Consider the following 19,902-nt stretch of genomic DNA (forward strand, 5'->3'; position numbering starts at 1 on the left):
GGGCTCACCCTCCGGACCTCGCCCCGCCGTCAGGCCGGCGCGAGCACGATCTCCGCGCGGGCCCGACCGTCCCGCTCGCTGACGATAGCGATCAACGTGCCGGCCGGGTCGAAGACCGCGTAGGGGCCGGCGATCCCGACCGGGTCGAGCGGCCCGCCGTGGGAGAGCACCTTCGCCTCGTCCGCGCCGGCGTCGCGGCGCGCGAAGAACCGGTCGGCCGCCGCGGCCAGCGGCAGGTTGACCACCTCGGGCGCGCGCTGCTCCAGCTCGTCGAGGGTGGCGGCCTCGGCGAGGGTGAAACCGCCCACCGCGGTACGCCGCAGCGCGGTCAGGTGGCCGCCGACCCCGAGCGCCAGGCCGGCGTCCCGGGCGATGGCCCGGATGTACGTCCCGGACGAGCAGTCCACGGCCACGTCCACGTCCACCACGTCGCCCGCACGGCGGATCGCCAGCACGTCGAGCCGGGACACGGTGACCCGGCGGGCGGGCAGCTCGACGCTCTCCCCCTCGCGCACCCGCTTGTACGCCCGCTGCCCGTCGATCTTGATGGCGCTCACCGCGCTCGGCACCTGGTCGATCTCGCCGGTCAGCGCGGCCAGCGCGGCCCGGATCGCGTCGTCGGTGACCCGGCCGGCCGGGGTGGTGGCGATCACGTCGCCCTCGGCGTCGTCGGTGACGGTGGCCTGGCCGAGCCGGATGGTGCCGGTGTAGCCCTTGCCCGCGCCGATCACGTACGTCAGCAGCCGGGTGGCCCGGCCCACCCCGATCACCAGCACCCCGGTGGCCATCGGGTCGAGCGTGCCGCCGTGGCCCACCCGGCGGGTCCGGGCCAGCCGGCGGATCCGCGCCACCACGTCGTGCGACGTCATGCCGCCAGGCTTGTCGACCACGATCAGACCGTCTGTGCTCACGACCCCCAAGCCTGCCAGACGGCCGGGCCGGGGCCGCCGGCGGTGGACGCCACCGGGATCCGACGTCCGGCCACCGCACGGTTCCGCCGGTCGGCCGATCTTGCCGGTGGACCGGCGGGCGGGGCGGCGGGCACCGCGCCACAGGTGCGAAGATCATTCGCCCCCCGGGGCTCCGACCGGCGGCCGGCGCCAGCCGGAACCGGCCCGCCACCGCCGACAGGAGCACGATGACCCCCGACGTGCCGCCCGCACACGAACATCGCCCGCAGGTCGACCTGCCGGAGTGGATGCGCAACCCGACTCCGGCCCGGCGGACCCTCGGCCGCCGCGTCTCCGAACTGGTCGAGCAGGTGCCAGCGCTGCGCGCGGCCCGCCGGGCGCTGTGGCGGCGGTGGGACCGCCCCCGGTGGAGCGAGCGACACCCGGTGGTGAGTGCGATCCTGTCGTTCTTCGGCGTCGCGGTCACGGCGACCGCCCTGGTCACCGGCACGCTCTACCTGTTCCACAAGATGCTGCGCGGCGAGCTGTGACCCCGGGACCCGATGAGCGCCGACCCATCGGCCGGCACTCCCGCGCCGACCGGACAGCCGTCACCCGGACAGCCGGCTGCCCCGCCCGAGCCGCCGTCCCCGGCGACGGCTGGCGCGATACCGGCCGGCCGGTCGAGGCCGGCCGCCGGGCCGGTGGCACCGCCCGGCGCCGCCGGGCCGAGGGCGTTCGCCGACGTCGCGCCGGTGCGGCTACCGGACTGGATGCGGCCGCCGGAAGCCGAGCACCGGCCGGCCGGGATGGACCGGGTCCGGTTCGCCTGGGCGCGGCACAACGGCGCGTTGGTGGTCGGTCTCGGCATCGCGCTCGCCCTGGCGATGCTCGCCGGCGGCGGATGGCTGGTGCTCCGGACCGCCGACGGGTACCGCGCGGCGACCTCCGCGCCGACGCAGAGCCCGACGCCGCTGCCGAGCAGCGAGGTGGGCATGCCACGCGATCTGTTCGCCGGCACCCCGGCCGCCGCCTTCCCCAGCGCCGAGGACGCCGTCGTGCTGCCGGCGGCCACCGCTCAGGGGCCGTTCACCGCCGCCCAGGTGCGCGCCGCGCTGGCCTCGGTCCGCGCCGCGCTGGTCGAGAGCCGGCTGGAGACCAACATGCTCGTCGGCGACGTCGAGCCGTTCCTCGCCCGGCTCGCCCCGGACGCGCGCAAGCAGCTCCGCCCGCACTTCGAGGACTCGTCCTTCCTGCGCTACGCCACCCGGATGGAGTCCCGGTCGGGCTGGGAGCCCGACATCCGGGCCCAGGGACGGATCAGCTACCGGGCCACCCGGGCCGAGGGTGTCCGGCTGCTGGAGGTGACCACCGAGTTCGTCTGGGTGTACTCCTTCGACGTGGCCCGCAAGGCGCCGCCCGGCGCCGGCCTGGTGGCCATCCGCGACCGGGTGGTGTGGCAGGTCCCGCACCCCGGCGACATGCCGGCCTCCGGGCGGGGACTCTGGCTGGCGTCCGCCCGGGCGGTCGCCTGGAACGCCGACTGCGGCTGGCTGCGCGACGGCTGGGTACAGGTGGCGACGTGGATGCCGGACCTGCACGGTGAGCGCCTGCCCGGCGGGGACCCGGGCGACATCTTCGACCTCGACGCGCCGGCGCCGACCACGACCCGGTGCTGAGGATCAGCGCACCGCGCCGACCACGGCCCAGCCGCCGGAGCGCAGCCGCAGCAGCAGGGCGGCCAGCCGGAGCACGATGAACAGGGTCAGCCCGGCCCAGATCCCGCCCAGCCCGAGATCCAGGCCGTAGGCCAGCCAGATCGCCGGCAGGAATCCGCCGAGCGCCGACACCACGGTGAGGTTGCGCAGGTAGCGCACGTCCCCGGCGCCGATCAGCACACCGTCGAGGGCGAAGACCACCCCGGCCAGCGGCTGCATCGCGGCGAACCACGGCCAGGCCACCATGGCCTGCTCGCGTACCTGCGGGTCGGAGCTGAACCAGGTGGGGACCACGCTGGCGCCGGCGGCGATCAGCACCGCGAACACCACCCCGCAGGCCGCGCCGAGCAGCGCGACCCGGCGGGCCAACGCCCGGGCCCCGACCGCGTCGCCGGCGCCGAGGGCGGCGCCGACCAGCGACTGGGCGGCGATGGCCAGCGCGTCGAGCACCAGCGCGGTGAAGAACCACAGTTGCAGGGCGATCTGGTGCGCGCCGACAGCGGCGGCGCCGAACCGGGCGGCGACCGCCGTGGCGGACAGGAAGCTGGCCTGGAAGGCCACGCCCCGGATCAGCAGGTCGCGGCTGAGCACCAGCTGGTGCCGGATCAACCGCGGCCGGGGCCGCAGGGCGACCCGCTCGCCGATCAGCGCGGCGGCGAACAGCCCGCCGGAGATGGTCTGGGCGATCGCGTTGGCTACCGCCGAACCGGTCAGCCCGAGCCCCACCGGATAGACCAGCACCGGGCAGAGCACCGCCGAGAGCAGGTTGGGGCCGAGCACGAACCAGAGCGGGCGGCGGGTGTCCTGGATGCCGCGCAGCCAGCCGTTGCCGGCCGCGGCGAGCAGCAGGCCCGGGGCGCCGAGCGCCGCGATCCGCAGCCACTGCGCCGCGGCGTCGGCCACCTCCCCGGTGCCGCCGGCGAGGGTACGCGCCAGCGGGCCGCCGCCGATCTGCATGCCGACCGCGACCAGCAGCCCGACGCCGAGCGCCAGCCAGGACGCCTGCACCCCCTCGGCCACCGCCGCGGCCCGGTCACCGGCCCCGAACCGTCGCGCCGAACGACCCGTCGTGCCGTACGCGACCACGGTGCCGAGCCAGGCGGTGAGGGTCATCACGGTGCCGCCGACGGCGAGCGCGGCCAGCGGCACCCGGCCGAGGTGCCCCACCACGGCCGTGTCGACCAGCACGTAGAGCGGTTCGGCGGCCAGCACGACGAGGGCCGGCAGGGCGAGCGCGGCGATCCGGCGGGGTGACGCCGACCGCGTCGCGGTGAGGGTGTCCTGGCTCATCGCCGCCGATCCTGGCACGGTACGAGTAAGGAGCGCAATGGTGGCGATCACTTACCGGCGCGGAGGTGGACGATAGTCACCGCACCGAGCAGCAGCGCTCCCCCGACGAACGCCGGCGCGGGCATCGTCTCGCCGATGAGCCACCCGGCGAGCAGTACCGCGGTGAGCGGCTCCACCAGGGTCACCAGCGCGGCGCTGCCTCCCGTAGTGGTCCGCAGCCCGGCGTAGAACAGCACGTACGCCAGCGCGGTGGTGACCACACCGAGGTAGACCAGCAGGCCGACGGGCACGGCCCGGGCCGGGACGTTGAGCCCGTCGAGCACCGCGACCGGCGCCAGCACCAGGGCGCCGACCACGGCGGACACCGTGGTGAGCGTCAGCGCGGCGATCCGCTGCGCAGCGTGCCGGCTCAGCACGGTGCTGGCGGCGTAGCCGACGCCGGAGCCGAACGCGGCGAGCAGGCCGAGCAGCGGTCGCGGCGCGTCGGCGCTCGGCTGCCCGGCCGACACCGTGATGAACACGAGGCCGACCAGGCCGGTCACCAGGGCGCCCAGCAGGCCGCGCTCGGGCAGCCGCCGGGCGCGCAGTGTTTCCCAGCCGAAGACGAGGACGGGGGCGAGCCCCAGGCTGACCAGGGTGGCCACGCCGACCCCGCCCGCCGCCACGGCGACGAAGTACAGCGCCTGGTAGGCGCCGAGGCCGACCCCGACCAGGACGAGGACCACCGGCGCCGACCGCAGCGCGGCCAGCATCGGGCCCAGCCGGCCGGCCAACAGCGCGACGAGCACCACCGCGCCGATGGCCAGCCGGTAGAAGCCGATGCCGGTCGGCGTCAGCCCGGTGGACTGGCGCAGCAGTTGAACGGCGACCCCGGTGGTGCCCCACAGGGCGGCGGCACCGGTGATGGACAGCAGGCCGACCCGCAGACCGGCCGAGGGCGCCGGGCGTCGGCGAGCGGTGGGCAGGGTCGGAAGGGACGGAGAACGAAAGGATCGGGACATGCGTGCGCTCCAGGAGGATCGAGCCGCGGACAGATCGACATCTGTCGGAGCGCAGGCACGACGAGCAGAACCGTGGACCCCTCAGCGGGACGCGGCGGGAAACCCGTCACCCGGGCAGGCAGCCCTACGGGACCGGCGGGCACCCCACGGACGGGGGGACGCACACCGGCGGCGTGGCGCTCCGATCAGGAGCGCGGTGGGGGCAGCAGGCCCGGACGGCACGACATACCGGGGACCCTAACGCACGCCTGCCGGCGCGATCATCCGACCTCCCGCATGGCGGACACCGGCGGCCGGGCCCGGGCGGCGGCGACCCGGACGTGGAGCGGCGGCCGCCCGGAGGTGGCGGCGGGTTCCGACGCGGGGCGGCGGCTCGGGTCTCATCGCGGGGGTAGTGCGGCGAGCCAGCCGCGCACCTCGGCGCGGCTGCGGAGCCGGACCACCGGCAGCTCGGGCGCCCAGGCCCGCACGCCGCGCAGCAGCCGGGGGCGGGAGTCGAGATGGATCAGCGGAAGGTCGAGCCGCCGCGCGACCTCGCGGGCGTGGGTGCTCTTGCCGGCGCCCGGGCTGCCGGCGATGAGGATGCGGCGCACCAGTGGACGGTAGCCACGCAGGCACCTGGGCGGGAAGCACGACCGGGTGGCCGAGGGCCTGACCGGCCGGCGCTGAGGCTCACCGTGCCCGGCGGCTGGGCGGGCTGGCGGCACCGGTCACGGTGCCGGTAAGCCAGGTGGGGCGGTGACGTCGTCGGCGTGCGACGTCGGCGGCGTCACCGCCGGTCGGTCAGCGTCACTGACGGGTGTCCATCGACGTCTGCAGCGCCCGGCGCATCTGCTCGCGGGCCTCGTCGGTGGTCTCGGGCTTGGGCTTGTTCGCCATGGTGGTGATCCCCTTCCAGGGTGCGAGCCACCGACGGACGGCAGCTCTCACGGGCGGTCGTGCTGAGCGCCCGGCCAGTGGTCCGGGGTCACCGGAGCGGCTGGTGGGGCAGCGTGAGCCCGGGTCGGTGGACCCTGGAGGGAGGCGGCGCCGGGTGTGGCCCCACCACCCACGACCGCCGCCACGCCCGGCGCCGGCCGTTTCCCAAGCTATCGTTCAGGTCCACATGCTGCCCAACGTTCCCGCCATTCGGACCTGATCAGGTCACCGGGCCAGGAAGTGCCAGCCCAGCCACCACCAGAAGCCGAAGAGCCCGATCCGGCCGACCGGCACCGAGCCCACCTCGTACCGCATCACGTATGCGCAGACCTCGCCGAGCGTGGGGATGCGCGAGCCCTCCCGGCGGGCGAGCCACTCGACGGCGGCGAAGAGCAGCAGCGCGGTCAGGAAGCCCGCGATGGCCAACGTCCGCATCATCGCCGCACCAGCCCCCAGAACGCGGAGAGCCAGACCAGCCAGCCCACCGAACGGACCAGGTGGTCCTCCAGCAACGGGTCGGCCAACCGGGAGAAGGTGGGGAACTCGTCACCCGCGGCGAGCACGAAGGTGGCTCCCTCGAAGACGCCGAAGACCACCACCGGCAGGGTCCACCAGATCGCCCCGGACCCGAGCCGGACGGGTGCCGGCCGCCGGGGCACCCGGTTGCTCAGGCCCAGCCAGATCAGCACGCCGCCGGCGCCGAGGGTGTACAGGTTCGCCTCCGTCGAGAAGGACGGGAACCGACCGCCGACCAGGGAGAGGCAGACCAGCACCGGGACGGCCACGGCGGGCCGGTCCCAGGCGCGGGGCGCGTCGACGGTGAGGTCGTGGGGCTGCTCCATCCCGCAATTCTCCCCGCCGTCACCAAACGCGGGAAGGTCAACACTCCCCGGAGCTGACCCTGATCTCTCCACTCACCGCTCGGGTGGGGCCCAGCAGGCGCCGCCCGCGCCAGCCACACCACCGCGCGCCGCACGCGCCGGACCCCACCGCCGTCAGCCGTTGGTCGGGACGAGCAGCGCGCCGGGCAGTTCGGCCCGGATCCGGTCGACCACCTCGTCCACGGTCCCGTGGCCGGTGAAGCCGGCGGCGAACCGGTGCCCGCCGCCGCCGAGGGCGACGGCCACGCGGCTCACGTCGACCGCTCCCTTGCTGCGCAGCGAGACCGCCCACTCGCCGGCGGTGGTCTGCTTGACCACGCAGCTCACGTCGGCCTCGGCCGTGCACCGGACCGAGTCGATGAGCGCCTCCAGCACGTACGGCCGCTGGTCGTGCCGGGCCAGGTCGTCCTGGGTGGCGTAGGTCCAGACCAAACCGTGCCCGCCGGCCGCGGCCGGCTCCAGCCGGGCCCGGCCGAGCACCTCGCCGAAGAGCCGGACGGCCCCGAAGGGCCGGGTGTCGAAGACCCGCCGGGAGATGTCCCCTGGGCGGATGCCGGTGGCGAGCAGCCGGGCCGCCATCTGGTGCACCGCCGGGGTGGTGGCCTCGAACCGGAACGAGCCGGTGTCGGTGGTCAGCGCCACGTAGAGACACTCGGCGATGCCGGCGTCCAGCGGCACGTCCAGCCGGGCCAGCAGCTCCTCGGCGACCACCGAGGTGGCCGCGGCCCGGGGGTCCACCAGGTTGACGTCGCCGAAGCCGGTGTTGGACGCGTGGTGGTCGAGCACCACCGCGGCGCCCGCGCCGGTCAGCCGGTCGGCCAGCTCACCGAGGCGCGACTCGCTCGCCGCGTCGAAGCAGACCACCAGATCCGGGTCCGGGTACGCCTCGGTCGCCGGCACCAGCAGGTCGAGCCCGGGCAGCCCACGGAACGGCTCGGGCACCTCCGGCGGGCCGGGGAAGGTCGCCTGCAACCGGCGTACGTCCAGCCGGCGCAGCCCGAGGCCGAAGCCGAGCATGCTGCCGAGCGCGTCGCCGTCCGGGTTGACGTGGCAGATCAGCAGCACCCGGGCGTCGGGCGGCAGCTGTCGTACGGCCGCCACGGCCGCAATCCAGTCGGCCTCGGTGGGGCCGGCGTCGGCCGGGGGCGCCTTCGTGACGACGGCGCTCCCGGGCCGGTTGGCGGCGTCGGTCACCGCCGGTCCCCGCCCCGGGGCGGGGTGTCGTCCTCGTCCTCGGCGTCCTCGCCCACGACGTCGGAGTCCTCGGACTCCTCGTCCAGCCGGTACGGCTGGGCCTCGCCCGCGTACTCGGCCCGGGCGGCCAGCCGCTGCACCTCGGCGTCGGCGTTGCGGGCCGCCGCGAGCAGGTCGTCGATGTGCTTGACCTGGTCCTGCACGTCGTCGAGGACGAACGTCAGGGTTGGCGAGTGCCGCAGCCCGAGCGCCTTGCCCACCGTGCTGCGCAGCATGCCCTTGGCGCTCTCCAGCGCGGCGGCGGTGCTGGACTGGGCCGCGGCGTCACCGAGCACGGTGTAGAAGACCGTGGCGTCGCGCAGGTCGGCGGTGATCCGGGCGTCGGTGATGGTGATCATCCCGAGCCGCGGGTCCTTGATCTGGCTCCGCACCACCGACGCGACCAGTTCGCGAATGCGCTCCGCGTGCCGGCGTACCCTGGCCGGATCCGTCATCTCCGCCACCTCCACGGCGTCCCGCTCCCGGCCGGGCGACGACGCCCGTGGCGCCGCCGGAACCAACCGGCCAACATCTCGAACACTACCCGCGCGGCCCGGGCCGCCGCGCGGCACCGGGTGGCCGAGCCGGCACCCGCCGGCACCGTCCGCCGGGTCAGTCCTCCGCGCCGTGGAGCCTGCGGCGCACCGACAGCAGCTCGGTCTCGGGACGGCCGGCGACCAGCCGCTCGCAGGAGTCGAGCACCTCGCGGACGTGGGACGCCTCGGCGGCCACCACGGCCACCCCGATCTGGGCCCGACCGTGCAGGTCGAGCGCGCCCACCTCGGCGGCGGACACCTCGAAGCGGCGCAGCGCCGCGACGATCGGGCGTACGTATGATCTCTTGGCCTTGAGCGACCGGGAGTCGCCCGGCAGCAGCAGGTCGAAGACCGCGGTTCCGGTGAACATCGCCCCGGACGATACCGGGACGTACCCCCACATGATCAAGGGGTTTACGCCTTCCGGCGTAAACCCCTCGATCAGTGCGTCACCTCGGGATCAGGCGCGCGGCTTCTCCCGCATCTCGAAGGTCTCGATGATGTCGCCGACCTGGACGTTGTTGTAGCCACCCAGAGTCAGACCACACTCGAAGCCCTCGCGGACCTCCGTCGCGTCGTCCTTGAACCGCTTGAGCGAGTTGATCGTGAGGTTGTCCGCCACGACCGACCCGTCCCGCAGCAGCCGCGCCTTGGCGTTGCGGCGGATGAGACCGGACCGGACGATGCAGCCGGCGATGTTGCCGATCTTGGAGGAGCGGAAGACGTCGCGGATCTCCGCGGTGCCCAGCTCGACCTCCTCGTACTCCGGCTTGAGCAGGCCCTTGAGCGCCGCGTCGATCTCCTCGATGGCCTGGTAGATGACCGTGTAGTACCGGATCTCCACGCCCTCGCGGTCGGCGATCTCGCGGACCTTGTTGGCCGCCCGCACGTTGAAGCCGATGATCGTGACCGCCTCGGACGAGGCGCTCGCGAGCATGACGTCGCTCTCGGTGATCGCGCCGACGCCCCGGTGGATGATCCTGAGCTGAACCTCCTCGGGGATGTCGAGGTTGAACAGCGCGTCCTCGAGCGCCTCCACCGAACCGGAGACGTCGCCCTTGAGCACCAGGTTGAGCGAGGTCTTCTCGCCCTCCTTGAGCTGCTCCATGAGCGTCTCGAGGGTGGCCCGGCCCCGGGAGTTGGCGAATGCCGCCGCCCGCCGCCGTGCCTGCCGCTGCTCGGCGATCTGCCGCACCGTGCGGTCGTCCTCGGCCGCCAGGAACGTGTCGCCGGCACCGGGCACCGCGGTCAGACCGAGCACCAGCACCGGACGCGCCGGCCCGGCCTCGGCGACCTGGTTGCCGTTCTCGTCGAGCATCGCGCGGACCCGGCCGTGCGCCCCACCGGCGACGATCGAGTCGCCCGCCCGCAGGGTGCCCTTCTGCACCAGCACCGTCGCCACCGCACCGCGGCCCTTGTCCAGGTGCGCCTCGATGGCCACACCCTGCGCCGGCCCGTCGATCGGAGCGGTCAGCTCCAGCGACGCGTCGGCGGTCAGCAGGACGGCCTCGAGCAGATCCTCGATGCCGATGCCCGGCTTGGCGGCCACGTTGACGAACATGGTGTCGCCGCCGTACTCCTCGGCGACCAGGCCGTACTCGGTCAACTGCTGGCGGACCTTGTCCGGGTTCGCCTCCGGCTTGTCGACCTTGTTGACCGCGACCACGATCGGCACGTCGGCCGCCTTGGCGTGGTTGAGCGCCTCGATCGTCTGCGGCATCACGCCGTCGTCGGCCGCGACCACCAGGATCACGATGTCGGTGACCTGGGCACCACGGGCACGCATGGCGGTGAACGCCTCGTGACCCGGGGTGTCGATGAAGGTGATCGCCCGGTCCTCGCCCTCGTGCGGGACGTGGACCTGGTAGGCGCCGATGTGCTGGGTGATGCCACCCGCCTCGCCGGCCACCACGTTCGCCTTGCGGATCGCGTCGAGCAGCTTGGTCTTACCGTGGTCGACGTGACCCATGACGGTCACCACCGGCGGCCGGCTGACCAGGCGGTCCTCGTCGACCTCGGCGTCGAGGTCGATGTTGAACTGCGCGAGCAGCTCGCGGTCCTCGTCCTCCGGGCTGACGATCTGCACGTTGAAGCCGAGGTGCTCACCCAGCAGCAGCAGGGTGTCGTCGGAGCACGACTGGGTCGCGGTGACCATCTCGCCCAGGTTGAACATCTCCTGGACCAGCGAACCCGGGTTGGCGTTGATCTTGTCGGCGAAGTCCGACAGCGAGGCGCCACGGGAGAGCCGGACGACCTGACCCTGACCCCGGGGAGCACCCGAGCTCATGGTCGGGGCCGACAGGTTGTCGAACTCCTGTCTGCGCTGCTTCTTGGACTTGCGACCACGGGTCGGCTTGCCGCCCGGACGCCCGAAGGCACCCGCGGCGCCGCCGCCACGGCCACGACCGCCGCCACCGGGGCGACCCGCGCCACCGGCCGGAGCGCCGGGGCGGAAGCCACCACCGGCACCGCCGCCGGGGCCGCCGCGGTAACCGCCGCCACCGCCGGCGCCACCGCCGGGGCCGCCACGGTAACCACCGCCGCCACCGCCACCGGGGCCGCCGCGGAAACCACCGCCGCCACCGGGACGACCGGCACCGCCGCCGGGCCGACCCGCGCCGGGGCCGCCGGGGCGACCGGGACGCTGGCTCGGCATGGAGGCCGGGCTGGGCCGGGGCGGCATGGACGCCGGGCTCGGCCGCGGCGGCATCCCGGCCGGGCTCGGCCGCGGACCACCCGCACCGGCGGCCGGCGGCCGCTGCTGCTGCTGACCGCCCTGGATGCCGAACGGGTTGTTACCGGCGCCACGCGCCGGCGGACGACCGCCCGGACGGCCACCCGGACCCGGGGCCGGGCCGGGACGACCAGCGGTCGCCGGACCCGGACGGGGCGGGATCGCGTTCGGACCCGGTCGGGGACCGGGACGGGGACCACCCTCGGTCGGCGGCTCCCGGCGGACGTTCTCGCGCTGCTGCTGGCGGGCGGCCTGCGCGGCCTTGACCGCGGCCTCCTGCTCAGCCTTCAGCGCGGCGGCACGCGCCTCGGCGGCCGCCACCTCGATGTCGTGGGCACTCGCCGGCTTGGCGACCGGAGCCGCCGGCTGCGGCGGACCGGGCACCGGCCCCTTCGGCTTCGGACCGGGCGCCGCCGGCCGCCGGGGCGGCGTCGGCTTCGCGGTGATCCGGGGCTCGCCGGGGGTCGGCGCCGGAGACGGCGCCGGAGCCGGGGACGGCGCGGCCGCCGGCGGGGCGGCCGGGGCCGGCGCGCCGGCGGAGGCGACGAATGCGCTACGCAGCCGTCGGGCGACGGGCGCCTCGACGGTGCTCGATGCGGACTTGACGAACTCGCCCATCTCCTTGAGCTTGGCGAGAACGGTCTTGCTTTCGACCCCGAGCTCCTTAGCAAGCTCGTGTACGCGGGCCTTACCTGCCACTGCACTCCTCACTCCGAGGTCGTGCGGGCAGCACCCGCAGCGACCTCACTCGTGCACTTGAAGCCTGGTCATTTCTGCGACTTCATCGTGTGCTCATGTCGGTCGTCCTACCTTGCTAGCGACCCTCGTCCGGTCGGGTTGACCGGACGTAGTGGTTGGCGCATCGACGTGCTCCGCCAGCTCACCGTGGTCGAGGACCTCGGTGATGCGCAGCGCACGCCCGAAGGCGCGGCGCCGCACCGCCAGCGCGAAGCAGGCCGGATCCGGGTGCATGTTCGCTCCCCGACCCGGCAGTCTGCGGGCCGGATCGGGCCGGAGGCTGTAGCCAGCCTCGTCGCCGACCGCGACGATCCGCAGCAATTCGCTGGCCGGCGCACGTCGCCGGCAACCCACACAGGTGCGCTCCGGCAGCGCGCGTCGTACCACTGGCGAAAGTCTACCCCTAGCTGCTCGAGATCGCGCCGCCCGGCTCGGGTACGTGATCAGCTTCGCCCCGGCCCGGTGCGGCCGACCGCTCCGCGTCGGAACGGATGTCGATCCGCCAACCGGTCAGTCGGGCCGCGAGCCGGGCATTCTGCCCCTCCCGGCCAATCGCAAGCGAAAGCTGGAAGTCCGGAACGGTGACCCGGGCGGTCCGGCTGGCCAGGTCGACCACCTCGACGCGCAGCGCCTTGGCCGGCGACAACGCGTTGCCGACGAAGGTCGCCGGGTCGTCCGACCAGTCGATGATGTCGATCTTCTCACCGTGCAGCTCGCTCATCACCGCGCGGACCCGCTGCCCCATCGGGCCGATGCAGGCGCCCTTGGCGTTCACCCCGGGGGCGGTCGAGCGGACCGCGATCTTCGTACGGTGACCTGCCTCACGTGCGATCGCCGCGATGTCGACGGTGCCGTCGGCGATCTCCGGGACCTCCAGCGCGAACAGCTTCTTCACCAGGGCCGGGTGGGAACGGGACAGCGTGATCTGCGGACCGCGCATCCCCTTGGCCACGTGCACCACCACGCAGCGGATCCGCTCGCCGTGCGCGTACCGCTCGCCGGGCACCTGCTCGGACTGCGGCAGGACGCCCTCCAGCTTGCCCAGGTCGACGCTGACGATGCCCTTCTCGGCCCGCGCCTCGTGCGCCTGCACCACGCCGGTGACCAGGTCGCCGTCGCGCCCGACGTACTCGCCGAAGTGCACCTCGTCGGTGGCCTCCCGCAGCCGCTGGAGGATCACCTGCTTGGCCGTCATGGCGGCGATCCGGCCGAAGTCGTGCGGGGTGTCGTCCCACTCCCGCGCCACACCGCCCTCGTCGTCCAGTTCCTGGGCGTACACCAGGGCGGCACCGGTCTTGCGGTCGATCTCCACCCGGGCGTGCGGTTCCGCGCCCTCGGTGTGCCGGTAGGCGGTCAGCAGCGCGGTCTCGATCGCCGCGAGGATCGTGTCGAACGGGATCTCCCGCTCGCGCTCCAGTGCGCGCAGCGCCGCGAGGTCGATGTTCACCTCTCCTCGTCCTCCACATCGTCATCGTCGTCGTCGAAGTCGTCGGTGTCGTCTGTCCCGTCGAGCCCGTCCGCCTCCTCGATCTCGTCGAGGCGGCTGAACTCGACCTGCACCCGGCCCGGGCCGAGGTCGCCGTAGGTCCACTCCGCGCGGCCGGCGTCGGTCTCCAGCACCACGCGCTCGTCGTCGGCCGCGACCACCCGGCCGGTGACCTGCCGGTCACCGGCGGGCCGCTCGCCGCGCTGCCCGGGCAGCCCGCCCCGGGCGGTCACCTTCACCAACCGGCCCACGTTGCGCCGCCAGTGCCGCGGCTGGGTCAGCGGCCGGTCCACGCCGGGCGAGCTGACCTCCAGCTGGTACTCGCCGGCAACCAGGTCGCCGCCGGACTCCTCCGCGGCGTCCAGCGCCGCCGAGACGGCCCGGGAGACGTCGGCGACGGCGTCCAGGTTGATCCCGCCGTCGGCGTCGACGATCACCCGCACCACGTGCCGCCGGCCGGCCCGGGAGACGCTGAGATCCTCCAGGTCGTAGCCGGCCGCGCCGACCACCGGCTCGATGACCTCGCGCAACCGGGCGCGCCGGGCGGCCAGGTCACCCCGGGGGGCGCCGGCGCGCTCGACGCCACGCGGGCCGTCGGCCCGGCGGGGTCGTCCCGTCGGCCCCGTCGACCGGGTGGCTCGGCCACGCTGCGTCATCTGGCGCACCCTTCTTTTGGAGCGGCGGCGGCGATCTGCCGCCATGCCGGCACGCCACCGGGCGGACGCGCCGGTGGCTGCGCAGAGCGTAACGCGCCGATGCCGTCCCGGACCGGGCGGCGCACCGACGCCGCTGGCCCACGTACCGCCACGGATGGTGTTGACTTGTCCGGTGGCGACGGGCAGAACGACACAACACAGTCAGCGATCCGGGCATTCCCGGCGAACGGTGCTGCGGGCCGGTGCCCTGCTGGCCCTCGGTGGCGCGGCCGCGCCGCTGACCGGCTGTGATCTTTTCGACCGCGACGACCCGGCCCCCGGGCCCGACCCGCTCGCGCCGCTGGTCGACGAGGCGCTCCGGCTGGCCGCCGGGCTCCGGGCGGCCGCCGGCGCCCACCCGACGCTGGCCGACCGGCTCACCCCGATCGCCGAGTCGCACCAGGCGCACGCGGCCGAACTCGCCCGGGTGGTCGGCACGCCGCTGCCGTCGGCGCCCGCGCCGACCCCGTCCGCCCCGGCCGCACCCGACCCGGACGCCGCCCTCGCCGCGCTGCGCGAGGCCGAACGCGCCGCCCGGGAGACCGCGACGAGGGCCTGCGCGGCGGCGCCGGCCGAGCGGGCCGCGCTGCTCGGCTCGATCGCCGCCGCCCGGGCCACCCACGTGGAGGCACTCAAGTGACGCAGCCGACCACCCCGGCCGGGCCGCCCGCCGCCCTCGCCGACGCGCTCACCGCCGAATACGCGGCCATCTGGGCCTACGGCCCGATCGGAGTACGGCTCAGCGGGACCGCCCGGACGGCCGCCCGGGACGCCGAGGCCGCCCACCGGCGCCGGCGGGACACCCTGGTGCTGCGGTTGAGCACCACCGGTGGCACGGTCCCGGCGGACCGGGCCGGCTACGCGCTGCCGTTCCCGGTGACCGACCGGGCCAGCGCGCTGCGGCTGGCGGTGGAGGTCGAGGAGCGGACCGCGGCGTTCTGGCGGGCGGCGCTGCCGCACACCACCGGCGCCGACCGGGACCAGGCGCTGGCCGCCCTGGTGGAGTACGCGCTGCGGGCCACCCGCTGGCGGCGCACCGCGGGGATCACCCCGCTGACCGTGCCGTTCCCCGGGCGACCTGCCTGAACCCGGGCCGCAGCGGGTCGCGTCTCCGGTTGCGGGTGACATACCAGGTATGCATACTCCGTTGCCATGTCCATCCGTCACGGCCTGCTCGCCCTGCTCGAACGCGGCCAGATGTACGGCTACCAGCTACGCGCCGCGTTCGAGGAGTCGACCGGCTCGACCTGGCCGCTGAACATCGGGCAGGTCTACACCACCCTGTCCCGGCTGGAACGGGACGGGCTGGTCCGGTCGCTGCCGGAGAGCGAGGCCGGGCAGCGCCCGTACGAGATCACCGACGCCGGGCGGGCGGACCTGGCGCTCTGGTTCGCCACCCCGATCAGCCGGACCGACCGCCCCCGGGACGAACTGGCGATCAAGCTCGCCCTGGCGCTCACCACTCCGGGGGTGGACGTCCGGTCGGTGGTGCAGAACCAGCGCAGCGCGACCATGCGCACCCTGCAGGAGTTGACCCGGTTGAAGTACGCCAGCGACCGGCCCGAGGACCTGCCGTGGCGGCTGGTGCTGGACGCGATGGTGTTCCAGGCCGAGGCGGAGGTGCGCTGGCTGGACCACTGCGAGACCAGCCTGGTCCGGTTCCGGCCACCCGCCGGGGGGCCGGCCGCCACCTCCGGGGCGGTGGACCGGACCGACGAGGAGGCGCGCCGGTGAGCACCGACGACGGACCGGACGGCCCGCGCAGCGCGACCGACGACGCCGTGCTCGACCTGCGCGACGTGCACCGCACCCACGGCACCGGCCCGGCCGCCGTGCACGCCCTGCGCGGGGTGAGCCTGTCGGTGCGGCCGGGCGAGCTGGTCGCCGTGATGGGTCCGTCCGGCTCCGGGAAGTCGACCCTGCTGGCCCTCGCCGGCGGGCTGGACAGCCCGACCGCCGGCAAGGTGCGGGTCGAGGGCCAGCCGCTGGACGAGCTGGACCGGCGGCGGCTGGCGCAGCTGCGCCGGCGCCGGATCGGCTACATCTTCCAGGACCTCAACCTGCTCGGCAGCCTCACCGCGGTGGAGAACGTGGCGCTGCCGCTCGAACTCGACGGCGCCGGCGTACGGCGGGCCCGCCGGCTGGCCGCGGACGCGCTCGCCGAGGTGGGCCTGCCGGAGCTGGGCGACCGCTTCCCGGACCAGCTCTCCGGCGGCCAGCAGCAGCGGGTCGCGATCGCCCGGGCGCTGGTCGGCGAGCGCCGGCTGGTGCTGGCCGACGAGCCGACCGGCGCGCTCGACTCGCAGACCGGCGAGGCGGTGCTGCACCTGCTGCGCCGGCGGGTGGACGCGGGCGCGGCCGGGGTACTGGTCACCCATGAGGCGCGCCACGCCGGCTGGGCCGACCGGGTGGTGTTCCTGCGTGACGGGGTGCTGGTCGACACCACCGCTCCGCTGGTCGGTGTCGAGCAGCTGCTGAGCGGCAGCGGGCGGTGAGCCCGGGCCGCGCCGCGCGGCTCGCCGGGGCTGTCGGGTCCTGGCGGGCGGCGCTGCGCATCGCCCGGCGGGAGGCCCGCCGGGCCCGGGGCCGTACCGCGCTGGTGCTCGCGATGATCACCCTGCCGGTGCTGGCGCTGAGCTTCGCCGCCGCCAGCTACGACATGTCCGAGCTGACCCCCGCCGAGCAGGTCGACCGCCAGCTCGGTACCGCCGACGCGGAGCTGCGCTGGGTTGCCCGGGGCCCGGTGGCGCAGAGTGCCTGGGGGGAGGGCTGGAGCCACGAGAGCGAGCCGGTCCAGCCCACGCCGGTCAGCGCGGAGCAGGTCGGCGGGTTGCTACCGGCCGGCAGCCGGGTCCTGGAGGTGCGCCGGTGGGTGCCGATCCCGTTCCGGATCGGCGACCGGGACCAGGCGTTCTCCGGCCGGATGGTCGACCTCACCGATCCGCTCGGCGCGGGGCTGGCCCGGATGCTCGCCGGCCGCCCGCCCGCCGGGGCCGGTGAGATCGCGTTGAACCCGGCGGCGCTGCGCCGCCTGCACGTCCGCCCCGGTGACACGGTCACCACCGCCGACGGCTCGGCCAGTTACCGGGTCGTCGGCGTGGTCGAGTTCCCCGAGGAACTGCGCCCGGTGGCGGCGCTGCACCCAGCCGCCGCCCCCGGACCGGCGGCGGGGCAGCCGGACAACACCTTCCTGGTCGACCTGCCCGCGGGGCTCGACGGCGACCTGGTCCGCCGGCTCAACGCGCACGGCGTCGTGGTGACCGGGCGCGCCCCGGCCCCTCCGCCGGCCGAGGGCGCCGTCTTCGTACCGAGCCGCTCCCCGGCGGTCGACGCCGAGCAGATGAGCACCATGGTGCTGGTCGGCGGGCTGGGGCTGCTGGAGGTCGTGCTCCTGGTCGGGCCGGCCTTCGCGGTCGGCGTACGGCGCCGGCGGCGGGACCTCGCGCTGGTCGCGGTGGCCGGCGGGGACGCCGCCCAGCTCCGCCGGATCGTGCTGGCCGACGGGGTGGTGCTGGGCGCCGTCGGGGCCGCCGCCGGGGTGGTGCTCGGGGTCGCGGTCGCGTTCGCCGGCCGGCCCTTGGTGGAGGAGTACCTGTTCGGGGCGCGCTTCGGCGGGTACCGCTGCTGGCCGGCGGCGCTGCTGGCGATCGCCGCGGTGGCGGTGCTGGCCGGGGTGCTCGCCGCGCTGACGCCGGCCTGGACGGCGGCCCGGCAGGACGTGGTCGCCGGGCTGGCCGGCCGGCGCACCGCCCCGGGGCACCGGCGGCGGTGGCTGGCCGTCGGGTTGCTGCTGGTCGCCGGGGGCGCCGCGGTGGCCGCCGCCGGTGCGGCCGGGAGCACGCCGAGCGTCACCCTGGCCGGGCTGGTCGTCGGCGAACTGGGACTGGTCTTCGCCACGCCGACGCTGGTCGGGCTGCTCGCCCGGCTCGGCCGGGTGCTGCCGCTGGCCCCGCGGATCGCGCTGCGCGACGCCAGCCGCAACCGGTCCTCCACCGCGCCGGCCATCTCCGCGGTGATGGCCGCGGTCGCCGGCAGCGTCGCCCTCGGCGTCTACCTGGCCAGCGACGAGGCCCGCGCCGACCGGATGTACGAGCCGACCCTGCCGTACGGCAACGTGCTGGTCAGCCCCGCCCGCCCGGAGGGTGCCGAGGACGCCGGGACGCGGGCCCGGGTCGCCGCGGCGGCCCGCGCCCATCTCGGCGCCGCCGACGTCGCGCCGCTGAACCGGGCGGACTGCCGACCCGCGGTCGACTCCTGCGCGGTCAGCCCGGTGCTGCCACCGGAGGGGGCCTGCCCGTGGCCGCCCGGCCCCGGCCTCTCCGCCGCCGAGCGGCGCCGGGCCCTGGCCGACGCCCGCTGCCGGGACGCGGCGGCGGGCCGGTACGGCGACTACTTCGAGATCGTGGTGGACGACGGGAGCGCGCTGCCGATCCTCACCGGCGCCGAGCCGGCCGACGTGGCGGCGGCGGCCGCCGTGCTGCGCGCCGGTGGGGTGGTGGTGACCGACCCGCGCTACCTGGTCGACGACCGGGTACGGGTGCTGGTCCGCCACTTCGGCGACGATCCGGACCCGGTGCGGGCCATCGCCGACCTGCCCGGCTACGCGCTGCGCACCGGGATCGGCATCGACCGGCTGCTGCTCTCGGCGCCCGCGGCCGACCGGCTCGGGCTGGTCGGCCGGCCCGCCGGCTGGGCGGTCGGCGGGGTGCCGGACCAGCGCCGGCAGGACCGCTTCGTCGCCGCGCTGCGGCCGCTCGGCCTGCAGGTGGAGATCGAGCGCGGCCGGCAGGACAGCGCGCGCCCGCTGCTGCTCCTGCTGGCGGCGGCGTCCGGGGTGGTCACCGTGGGGGCCGCGGGCATCGCCACCGGGCTCGCCGCGGCCGAGGGCCGCCGGGACCTGTCCACCCTGGCGGCGGTCGGCGCCGGTCCGGGGGTACGCCGGCTGCTGTCGCTCTGCCAGGCCGGGGTGATCGCCGTGCTCGGCTCCGCGCTCGGCATCGTCGCCGGGCTCGGCACCGCCCTGATCATCCTGGCCGCCACCAACCGTCGGTACGCCTCGACCTGGCCGGTGTCGGAGCCGTACCCGGTGGTGGTGCCGTGGACCGTCCTCGGCGTACTGGTGCTGGTGCCGCTGGTCGCGATGCTCGGCGCGGGCCTGTTCACCCGGTCCCGGCTGCCGGTGGAGCGCCGGCTGGACTGAGCACCGGGTGCCGGTTTCCGGGGGTGCCGTGAACGGCCGCCAGCCGGCACACTGGGCACCGTGCCCGTACTGGGATCCCTCACCCGCCGGGTCGGCCACCACCGCTGGTTCGGTGCCGCCGCCCGCCTGCTCGTACCCGCCGACCGGTTGGTCGGTCGGCTCACCCGGGGGCGGGTGGTCGCCCTCGGCCTCATCCCGTCGCTGGTCATCACCACCACCGGCCGCCGCTCCGGCAAGCCGCGCAGCAACCCGCTGCTCTACGTGCCCGACGGCGACGCGTACGTGGTCGTCGGCTCGAACTGGGGCCAGCAGCACCAGCCCGGCTGGTCGCTGAACCTGCTCGCCGACCCGGCCGCCGAGGTGGCCGTCAAGGGCCGCCGGATCCCGGTGCGCGCCGAGGTGGCCACCGGCGCCGAACGGGAGCGGCTCTGGCGGCTGCTGGTCACCGAATGGCCGGCCTACCGGGCGTACGTCCAGCGGGCCGGCGGCCGGGAGATCCGCGTCTTCCGGCTGGTGCCCACCGGGCGCGGCGCGCCCGCCACCCCGGCTGAGCCTGACTAGGGTGGACCCGGCGCCCGGCCG

At 75.5% G+C, this 19,902-nt stretch carries 21 protein-coding genes; 8 read left to right on the forward strand and 13 right to left on the reverse strand.

Features of this window, described 5'->3' with window-relative positions; all coding sequences use genetic code 11:
• Positions 1–29: 29 nt before the first annotated feature.
• Positions 30–911 (reverse strand): tRNA pseudouridine(55) synthase TruB, encoded by an 882-nt coding sequence (gene truB / locus FHX32_RS24605; RefSeq protein WP_167187788.1) that lies wholly within the window; start codon positions 909–911, stop codon positions 30–32.
• Between the two features lie 227 nt (positions 912–1,138).
• Here truB and FHX32_RS24610 point away from each other — a divergent pair, with 227 nt between their 5' ends.
• Together FHX32_RS24610 and FHX32_RS24615 are read left to right on the forward strand one after the other, a co-directional pair.
• On the forward strand, positions 1,139–1,441 hold the full coding sequence (locus tag FHX32_RS24610; protein WP_167187790.1) for a hypothetical protein: 303 nt from the start codon (positions 1,139–1,141) through the stop codon (positions 1,439–1,441).
• Positions 1,442–1,594: 153 nt separating this feature from the next.
• The gene (locus tag FHX32_RS24615; protein ID WP_167187792.1) at positions 1,595–2,569 is read left to right on the forward strand and encodes a hypothetical protein; all 975 of its coding nucleotides are present in this window, start codon (positions 1,595–1,597) and stop codon (positions 2,567–2,569) included.
• Between the two features lie 3 nt (positions 2,570–2,572).
• Here the strand turns inward: FHX32_RS24615 and FHX32_RS24620 are convergent, their stop codons facing one another.
• The 12 genes from FHX32_RS24620 to rimP all read right to left on the reverse strand — a co-directional run bounded on the left by FHX32_RS24620 (position 2,573) and on the right by rimP (position 14,081).
• Positions 2,573–3,898: an MATE family efflux transporter gene (locus tag FHX32_RS24620; RefSeq protein WP_167187795.1), complete on the reverse strand. Its 1,326-nt coding sequence runs from the start codon at positions 3,896–3,898 to the stop codon at positions 2,573–2,575.
• Positions 3,899–3,945: 47 nt separating this feature from the next.
• Positions 3,946–4,899 carry an EamA family transporter gene (locus FHX32_RS24625; RefSeq protein ID WP_167187798.1) on the reverse strand — a complete coding sequence of 318 codons (954 nt, stop codon included), beginning with the start codon at positions 4,897–4,899 and terminating at the stop codon, positions 3,946–3,948.
• A gap of 380 nt (positions 4,900–5,279) precedes the next feature.
• Entirely contained in the window at positions 5,280–5,492 is a 213-nt protein-coding gene (locus FHX32_RS34650; RefSeq protein ID WP_208419180.1) for an AAA family ATPase, read from the reverse strand.
• A gap of 550 nt (positions 5,493–6,042) precedes the next feature.
• On the reverse strand, positions 6,043–6,252 hold the full coding sequence (locus FHX32_RS24635) for a DUF6186 family protein (RefSeq protein WP_199235804.1): 210 nt from the start codon (positions 6,250–6,252) through the stop codon (positions 6,043–6,045).
• Positions 6,252–6,659, reverse strand: a complete 408-nt coding sequence (locus FHX32_RS24640; RefSeq protein WP_167187801.1) for a hypothetical protein — start codon at positions 6,657–6,659, stop codon at positions 6,252–6,254. Before FHX32_RS24640 ends, FHX32_RS24635 begins: the two co-directional genes overlap by 1 nt.
• A gap of 153 nt (positions 6,660–6,812) precedes the next feature.
• On the reverse strand, positions 6,813–7,808 hold the full coding sequence (locus tag FHX32_RS24645) for a DHH family phosphoesterase (RefSeq protein ID WP_486481346.1): 996 nt from the start codon (positions 7,806–7,808) through the stop codon (positions 6,813–6,815).
• A gap of 80 nt (positions 7,809–7,888) precedes the next feature.
• On the reverse strand, positions 7,889–8,386 hold the full coding sequence (rbfA, locus tag FHX32_RS24650; RefSeq protein ID WP_167187808.1) for a 30S ribosome-binding factor RbfA: 498 nt from the start codon (positions 8,384–8,386) through the stop codon (positions 7,889–7,891).
• Between the two features lie 157 nt (positions 8,387–8,543).
• On the reverse strand, positions 8,544–8,837 hold the full coding sequence (locus FHX32_RS24655) for a DUF503 domain-containing protein (RefSeq protein WP_167187811.1): 294 nt from the start codon (positions 8,835–8,837) through the stop codon (positions 8,544–8,546).
• A 90-nt stretch (positions 8,838–8,927) separates the two neighbouring features.
• Complete coding sequence (gene infB / locus FHX32_RS24660) at positions 8,928–11,900, reverse strand: translation initiation factor IF-2 (RefSeq protein ID WP_167187814.1); 2,973 nt, start codon at positions 11,898–11,900, stop codon at positions 8,928–8,930.
• Between the two features lie 93 nt (positions 11,901–11,993).
• Entirely contained in the window at positions 11,994–12,326 is a 333-nt protein-coding gene (locus tag FHX32_RS24665) for a YlxR family protein (protein ID WP_167187817.1), read from the reverse strand.
• 16 nt (positions 12,327–12,342) lie between these two features.
• Positions 12,343–13,386: a transcription termination factor NusA gene (gene nusA / locus FHX32_RS24670; RefSeq protein ID WP_167187819.1), complete on the reverse strand. Its 1,044-nt coding sequence runs from the start codon at positions 13,384–13,386 to the stop codon at positions 12,343–12,345.
• Entirely contained in the window at positions 13,383–14,081 is a 699-nt protein-coding gene (gene rimP, locus FHX32_RS24675) for a ribosome maturation factor RimP (protein WP_167187822.1), read from the reverse strand. Before rimP ends, nusA begins: the two co-directional genes overlap by 4 nt.
• A gap of 229 nt (positions 14,082–14,310) precedes the next feature.
• On the opposite strand from rimP, the gene FHX32_RS24680 reads away from it, so the two are divergent.
• The 6 genes from FHX32_RS24680 to FHX32_RS24705 all read left to right on the forward strand — a co-directional run bounded on the left by FHX32_RS24680 (position 14,311) and on the right by FHX32_RS24705 (position 19,881).
• Positions 14,311–14,760: a hypothetical protein gene (locus FHX32_RS24680; RefSeq protein ID WP_167187825.1), complete on the forward strand. Its 450-nt coding sequence runs from the start codon at positions 14,311–14,313 to the stop codon at positions 14,758–14,760.
• On the forward strand, positions 14,757–15,206 hold the full coding sequence (locus FHX32_RS24685) for a ferritin-like domain-containing protein (protein ID WP_167187828.1): 450 nt from the start codon (positions 14,757–14,759) through the stop codon (positions 15,204–15,206). The genes FHX32_RS24680 and FHX32_RS24685 overlap by 4 nt, the downstream gene beginning before the upstream one ends.
• A 66-nt stretch (positions 15,207–15,272) precedes the next feature.
• On the forward strand, positions 15,273–15,854 hold the full coding sequence (locus tag FHX32_RS24690; RefSeq protein WP_167187831.1) for a PadR family transcriptional regulator: 582 nt from the start codon (positions 15,273–15,275) through the stop codon (positions 15,852–15,854).
• A complete protein-coding gene (locus FHX32_RS24695) occupies positions 15,851–16,615 on the forward strand; it encodes an ABC transporter ATP-binding protein (RefSeq protein ID WP_486481301.1) in 765 nt (254 codons plus the stop codon). Before FHX32_RS24690 ends, FHX32_RS24695 begins: the two co-directional genes overlap by 4 nt.
• Positions 16,612–19,320 carry an FtsX-like permease family protein gene (locus FHX32_RS24700; protein ID WP_167187834.1) on the forward strand — a complete coding sequence of 903 codons (2,709 nt, stop codon included), beginning with the start codon at positions 16,612–16,614 and terminating at the stop codon, positions 19,318–19,320. The genes FHX32_RS24695 and FHX32_RS24700 overlap by 4 nt, the downstream gene beginning before the upstream one ends.
• A gap of 60 nt (positions 19,321–19,380) precedes the next feature.
• Positions 19,381–19,881: a nitroreductase/quinone reductase family protein gene (locus tag FHX32_RS24705; RefSeq protein ID WP_167187837.1), complete on the forward strand. Its 501-nt coding sequence runs from the start codon at positions 19,381–19,383 to the stop codon at positions 19,879–19,881.
• Positions 19,882–19,902 lie beyond the last annotated feature (21 nt).

The organism is Micromonospora sp. CNZ280, assembly GCF_011759515.1.

Coding starts and splice junctions, on each gene's coding strand:
- FHX32_RS24610 (WP_167187790.1), top strand. CDS start 1,139: ATGACCCCCGACGTGCCGCCCGCACACGAACATCGCCCGCAGGTCGAC.
- FHX32_RS24620 (WP_167187795.1), bottom strand. CDS start 3,898: ATGAGCCAGGACACCCTCACCGCGACGCGGTCGGCGTCACCCCGCCGG.
- FHX32_RS24625 (WP_167187798.1), bottom strand. CDS start 4,899: ATGTCCCGATCCTTTCGTTCTCCGTCCCTTCCGACCCTGCCCACCGCT.
- FHX32_RS24635 (WP_199235804.1), bottom strand. CDS start 6,252: ATGCGGACGTTGGCCATCGCGGGCTTCCTGACCGCGCTGCTGCTCTTC.
- FHX32_RS24640 (WP_167187801.1), bottom strand. CDS start 6,659: ATGGAGCAGCCCCACGACCTCACCGTCGACGCGCCCCGCGCCTGGGAC.
- rbfA (WP_167187808.1), bottom strand. CDS start 8,386: ATGACGGATCCGGCCAGGGTACGCCGGCACGCGGAGCGCATTCGCGAA.
- FHX32_RS24655 (WP_167187811.1), bottom strand. CDS start 8,837: ATGTTCACCGGAACCGCGGTCTTCGACCTGCTGCTGCCGGGCGACTCC.
- rimP (WP_167187822.1), bottom strand. CDS start 14,081: ATGACGCAGCGTGGCCGAGCCACCCGGTCGACGGGGCCGACGGGACGA.
- FHX32_RS24690 (WP_167187831.1), top strand. CDS start 15,273: ATGTCCATCCGTCACGGCCTGCTCGCCCTGCTCGAACGCGGCCAGATG.